The organism is Micromonospora sp. NPDC047753 (assembly GCF_040642735.1).
Classification (GTDB): domain Bacteria; phylum Actinomycetota; class Actinomycetes; order Mycobacteriales; family Micromonosporaceae; genus Micromonospora.
This window is the reverse complement of sequence record NZ_JBEYSL010000421.1, coordinates 1-6,022: the sequence shown is the minus strand read 5'-3', so window position 1 is coordinate 6,022 and position 6,022 is coordinate 1. Positions and strand designations below refer to the sequence as shown.

Annotated in this window: 5 protein-coding genes and 1 pseudogene; all 6 read right to left on the bottom strand. The window is 69.4% G+C overall.

Annotated elements, in window-relative coordinates; translation table 11 throughout:
* A partial coding sequence (gene fusA, locus ABZ749_RS27310; protein ID WP_357232832.1) for an elongation factor G occupies positions 1–1,681 on the bottom strand: 1,681 nt, incomplete at its 3' end.
* A 74-nt stretch (positions 1,682–1,755) separates the two neighbouring features.
* Positions 1,756–2,226: a 30S ribosomal protein S7 gene (rpsG, locus tag ABZ749_RS27305; RefSeq protein WP_030489583.1), complete on the bottom strand. Its 471-nt coding sequence runs from the start codon at positions 2,224–2,226 to the stop codon at positions 1,756–1,758.
* A 1-nt stretch (position 2,227) separates the two neighbouring features.
* Positions 2,228–2,602, bottom strand: coding sequence for a 30S ribosomal protein S12 (gene rpsL, locus ABZ749_RS27300; RefSeq protein WP_007465318.1), 375 nt, complete (start codon positions 2,600–2,602; stop codon positions 2,228–2,230).
* A 508-nt stretch (positions 2,603–3,110) separates the two neighbouring features.
* Positions 3,111–3,491, bottom strand: coding sequence for a hypothetical protein (locus tag ABZ749_RS27295; protein ID WP_357232834.1), 381 nt, complete (start codon positions 3,489–3,491; stop codon positions 3,111–3,113).
* 688 nt (positions 3,492–4,179) lie between these two features.
* Positions 4,180–4,548, bottom strand: coding sequence for a hypothetical protein (locus ABZ749_RS27290; RefSeq protein ID WP_357232830.1), 369 nt, complete (start codon positions 4,546–4,548; stop codon positions 4,180–4,182).
* A gap of 95 nt (positions 4,549–4,643) precedes the next feature.
* Positions 4,644–6,022, bottom strand: a pseudogene (locus ABZ749_RS27285) (DNA-directed RNA polymerase subunit beta'); the annotation flags it as partial.

Here is a 6,022-nt window from a genome sequence, read left to right as displayed (position 1 = left end):
CCGCCAGGATGCCGTACTGCAGCGCGTCCTGCGCACCGGCGTCCACCGAGGGGATGAACTCCCGGGGGATGCGGCCGCCGCTGACGGCGTTGGCGAACTCGTAGGTCGGCGAGTCGTTGTCCAGCGGAAGCGGCTCGACGCTCACGATCACGCGGGCGTACTGGCCGGAACCACCGGTCTGCTTCTTGTGGGTGTACTCGACCTTGTCCACCTTGCGGCGGATGGTCTCGCGGTACGCCACCTGCGGCTTGCCGACGTTGGCCTCGACGTTGAACTCGCGGCGCATCCGGTCGACCAGGATGTCCAGGTGCAGCTCACCCATGCCGGAGATGACCGTCTGACCGGTCTCCTCGTCCAGCTGGACGCGGAAGGTCGGGTCCTCCTCGGCCAGGCGCTGGATGGCGGTGCCCAGCTTCTCCTGGTCGGACTTGGTCTTCGGCTCGATCGCCACCGAGATGACCGGCTCCGGGAAGGTCATCGACTCCAGGATGACCGGGTTCGCCGGGTCGGAGAGAGTGTCGCCGGTGGTGGTCTGCTTGAGACCCTGCACGGCGATGATGTCGCCTGCCTGCGCCGACGGACGCTCTTCCCGCTTGTTGGCGTGCATCTGGTAGATCTTGCCGATGCGCTCCTTGCGGTCCTTGGTGGAGTTGACCACCTGGGAACCGGAATCGAGCGTGCCGGAGTAGACCCGCACGTAGGTGAGCTTGCCCAGGTGCTTGTCCGTCTGGATCTTGAAGGCCAGACCGGAAAAGGGCTCCGAGTTGGACGGCTTACGCAGCAGCGGGGTCTCGCCGTCGGTGGCCGTACCCTCGATCGCCGGAACGTCCAGCGGCGACGGCAGGAAGTCGACCACGGCGTCGAGCATGGGCTGAACGCCCTTGTTCTTGAACGCCGAGCCGCAGAGCACCGGGTTGGCCTTGCCGGCGATGGTGGCACGCCGGATGGCGGCCTTGATCTCCTCGACGGAGATCTCGTCGCCCTCCAGGTACTTCTCCATCACCGCGTCGTCGACGTCGGCGAGGGTCTCCATCAGCTTCTCGCGCCACTCGGCGGCGGAGTCGGCCAGCTCGGCCGGGATCTCCTCGACCGCGTAGTCCTCACCCTTCTGGGTCTCCCCACGCCAGGTGAGCGCGCGCATGCCGATCAGGTCGACGACACCGATGTGGTCACCCTCGAGCCCGATCGGGATCTGGAGCACCAGCGGGGTGGCGTTCAACCGGTCGATCATCATCTGCACGCAGCGGAAGAAGTCGGCGCCGGTCCGGTCGAGCTTGTTGACGAAGCACATACGCGGGACGTTGTACTTGTCGGCCTGCCGCCAGACGTTCTCCGTCTGCGGTTCCACGCCGGCGACACCGTCGTAGACCGCTACCGCACCATCCAGGACCCGCAGCGACCGCTCGACCTCGACCGTGAAGTCGACGTGGCCGGGCGTGTCGATGATCTGGATCGTGTGGTCTTTCCACTCACACTTGGTAGCAGCGGAGGTGATGGTGATACCACGCTCCTGCTCCTGCTCCATCCAGTCCATGACGGCAGCGCCCTCGTGGACCTCACCGATCTTGTACGTGATGCCGGTGTAGAACAGGATTCGCTCGGTGGTCGTGGTCTTACCGGCATCGATGTGCGCCATGATGCCGATGTTGCGTACCTTGGCGAGCGCGTCTGCGGCGGCCACTTCAATCCCTACTTATCGTCGTCTCGACACAACTGGTGGCGGTTCCGGCGCCCGGAGGCGCCGGAACCAGGGTGTTACCAGCGGTAGTGCGCGAAGGCCTTGTTCGACTCGGCCATCTTGTGCGTGTCCTCGCGCCGCTTGACGGCGGCACCGAGGCCGTTGCTCGCGTCCAGCAGCTCGTTCATCAGCCGCTCGACCATGGTCTTCTCGCGCCGGGCGCGGGAGTACGTGACCAGCCAGCGCAGGCCCAGGGTCGTCGCCCGGGTCGGGCGGACCTCGACCGGAACCTGGTAGGTGGCGCCACCGACACGACGGCTGCGCACCTCGAGGGTCGGCTTGACGTTGTCCATCGCCCGCTTGAGGGTGACGACCGGGTCGGTGCCGGACTTCTCGCGGCAGCCCTCGAGGGCCGCGTACACGATGGTCTCGGCGAGCTGACGCTTGCCACGGAGCAGGATCTTGTTCACCAGCTGGGTGACCAGCGGCGAGTTGTACACCGGGTCAGCGACCAGTGGCCGCCGCGGAGCGGGTCCCTTACGCGGCATGTCAGCTCTTCTCCTTCTTCGCGCCGTAACGGCTGCGCGCCTGCTTGCGGTTGCGGACGCCCTGGGTGTCCAGCGAGCCGCGAACGATCTTGTAACGCACGCCGGGGAGGTCCTTCACCCGGCCGCCGCGAACGAGCACGATCGAGTGCTCCTGCAGGTTGTGACCGACGCCGGGGATGTAGGCGGTCACCTCGATCTGGCTGCTGAGCTTCACGCGAGCGACCTTGCGCAGCGCCGAGTTCGGCTTCTTCGGGGTGGTGGTGTACACGCGGGTGCACACGCCGCGCCGCTGAGGGGAACCCTTCAGCGCCGGGGTCTTGGTCTTGGTCGTCTTCGCCTGGCGGCCCTTTCGGACCAGCTGCTGGATCGTGGGCACCGGGTTTCTCCGCTCCCTTCGGCCGCATCCGCGGCCGCGCCGTCTGCTCGTTAACCGGCCTGATGACCGGCTCTCCTACATTCCGACCAGGGTCGCCTTGCGGAGACCCCGGCACCCGCGGTCGGGCGTGTCGCCCTCGTCACGGCCCCGTTGCGACGCTCTCGCGTTCGTACCGGGTTTTGTCACCGGCGCGCGGGTCGCCCCGCTCCGGATCCTTGGCTTGTCGTACCGCCGTCCGTAAGCCGGAAACAGCGCACGCACGAGTTGCCCGGGCATGCCCGGGCACAAGGGGAAAGAGTACCTACCACAACCGCCCAGGTCAAAACGGAATGGCCCGGCGACTGTCTCACACCAGCCGGCCGGATCTCGTCCTGCCCCGTCGCCCGCGATGGGCACCTACGAATACAAGTGTACCGGCTTCCCCGCAGAAGCACCCATCGCCCCCGGGGCGACCGGAAGCCTTCCGCGGAAAACCGCCGTCAGGTGCCGGATCTGTCGGTGATGACCCTCACGTCAGTGTGAGAAGCAGGGCAAGGCCCAGGCCCAGCAGGCTGAGCAGCGCCCCCGCCGCGCCGCAGCTGATCCCGGCCATCGCCAGCCCGCGACCGGTGAACTGGACCGCGGAGGGGACGGTCGGCCGCCGGATCTGTCGCCGGCCGAGCAGCCCGATGACGACCGCCGCCCCGCCGGCCAGCACACCCAGCGCGGCGAACGCCCCGGAGGCCCAGGCCCCGCCGTCGTTCTTGAAAGCCACTCCGAAGCAGATCACCAGCAGTGAGACCAGAAGTGAGGCGATCCCCGCAACCAGCGCCCCGATGGCCAGCCCGGAGGTGACCGGTGCCACGTCCAGGTGCACGACGCCGAACGGCGTACCCGAAACCGCCTCCACCCGCTTCGGCGGCCGGCGTTGGTCGTCGGTGGGCGGCGGTACGGAACGCTCCGGCGTGCCACCCCACCCGGGGCCGTGCCCCGGCGGCGGCGGTCGCCAGCCGTGCGGCGCCCCGGGCCCGGACGACGGCGGGCCCCAGCCGTGCGGCGCAACCGGCGCAGACGGCGACGGGCCCCACCCGGGCGGCGCGGACGGCGCAGACGGGTACGGACCCCAGCCTGGCGGCACAGCCGGTGCGGACGAGGACGGGCCCCAGCCGTACGGCACTCCCGAACCAGCCGGCGGCGGGCCCCAGCCGGGCGGCACTCCCGGCCCGGAGGTGGGCGGGCCCCAGCCCTGCGGGGTGGAGGTCGGTGCGCTGGAGACCGGGTACGGCTGGTCGGAGCCGGGCGTCGCGGTGGCGCCCCAGCCGTTCGGACCCCAACCGGGAGGCGGCGCCGCAGGGGGCTGCGGGCCCGGGGTGGACGCCGGCTGGTGGGTCTCGTCGCTCGGGCCGGGTCGCGCCCAGTCGCTCGGCTCGGGTGGCGGAGCCGGCACGTCCGGCGGACCGGCCGGTTCGTCCGCAGGGGGCCGCGCCGGTTCCGTCACGAGGTCCTCCTGTCGAAAGGCCGCCACCGTCACACGGTGGACACCGGCCAGGCTACCGCCGGCAGCACCGCCGCCCGCGCCGGGCGCGGCCACCGGTGGCTCAGTCCATGTTCGCGGGGTAGTCGTGGCCGAACGGGGCGCCGGCCAACCGGACCACCCCGATGACCACAGCGGCCACGACGCTGACCGCGACCAGCACCAGGCCGGTCCAGGCCATCCACTCCCCCCGCCGCAGCCAGACGCCGCCGGTCAGGAAACCCCCCGAGGCGTACGCCTCCCGGCGCGCCTGCCGGGCCAGTTGCAGGGCCACAGTGGCCGGCACCACGCCACCGATGAACAACCCGGTCAGCATGCCGAGCAGGCCCAGCGCGAAGACCGCCCGTGCCTTCGTGGCGCGGGCCGGGTCCGGGTCAAGCGGGTGGCGCACGCCCTGCTGGGCGATGGTCACCTGCCCGGGTGCGGTCGTCATCCCCCCATCATGCCGAACCCGGCGCAAGCGGTGGGTTGGCACGGACACGACGAGGCCCCCGGCTTTCACCGGGGGCCTCGTCGTGTGACTGGTGCTTAGCGGTACGACCCGAAGTCGAAGTCGTCCAGCGGCACGGCCTGCCCGCCGGCCGGCCCGAACCCGTAGTCGGTCTCCGGGTAACCGGTCATCGAGTAGACCTTGGCCTTGGCCTCCTCGGTCGGCTCGACCCGGACGTTGCGGTACTTGCTGATGCCGGTACCGGCCGGGATGAGCTTTCCGATGATCACGTTCTCCTTGAGGCCGACCAGCGAGTCGCTGCGCGAGTTGATCGCAGCGTCGGTCAGCACCCGGGTGGTCTCCTGGAAGGAGGCCGCCGAGAGCCAGGAGTCGGTGGCCAGCGAGGCCTTGGTGATACCCATCAGCACCGGACGACCAGCGGCGGGCTCGCCGCCCTCCGAGACGAGCCGGCGGTTCTCCGACTCGAACAGCGCCCGGTCGACGAGCACACCCGGCAGGAACTCGGTCGAGCCGGAGTCGATGACCGTCACCCGCTTGAGCATCTGGCGGATGATGATCTCGATGTGCTTGTCGTGGATGAGCACACCCTGCGAGCGGTAGACCTCCTGGACCTCACTGGTCAGGTGGACCTGGACCGCCCGCGGACCCATGATCCGCAGCAACTCGTGCGGGTCGATGGTGCCCTCGGTCAGCTTCTCGCCGACCGCGACGTGACCGCCGTCGTGGGTACGGAGCTTGACCCGCTTCGAGATCTTGTCGTAGACGATCTCTTCGCTGCCGTCGTCCGGCACCACGATGATCTTGCGCGAGCGCTCGCCGTCCTCGATCCGGATCCGACCGGGGGTGTCGGCGATGGGCGCCTTACCCTTCGGGACCCGAGCCTCGAAGATCTCCTGAACACGCGGCAGACCCTGGGTGATGTCCTCACCCGCGACACCACCGGTGTGGAAGGTACGCATCGTCAGCTGCGTACCGGGCTCACCGATGGACTGGGCGGCGATGATGCCGACCGCCTCGCCGATGTCGACCGACTTACCGGTCGGCAGCGACCGGCCGTAGCAGGCCGCGCAGACGCCCAGCTTCGACTCGCAGGTGAGCACGCTGCGCACCCGGACCGTCTCCACACCAGCGGCGACGATCTTGTCGACCCCGATGGAGTTGATGTCCTGACCGCGCTCGGCCACCACGGTGCCGTCCGGCCCCTTGATGTCGTCCGCGAGCGTACGGGCGTGCACGCTGGTCTCGGCGTGGGTGTGGACCACGAGCTTGCCGTCCAGCTTCTCGCCGATCTGCATCGGGATCGCCCGGTCGGTGCCGCAGTCCTCTTCGCGGATGATGACGTCCTGCGAGACGTCCACCAGACGACGGGTCAGGTAACCCGAGTCGGCGGTCCGCAGCGCGGTGTCGGCGAGACCCTTACGAGCACCGTGCGTGGAGATGAAGTACTCCAGCACGG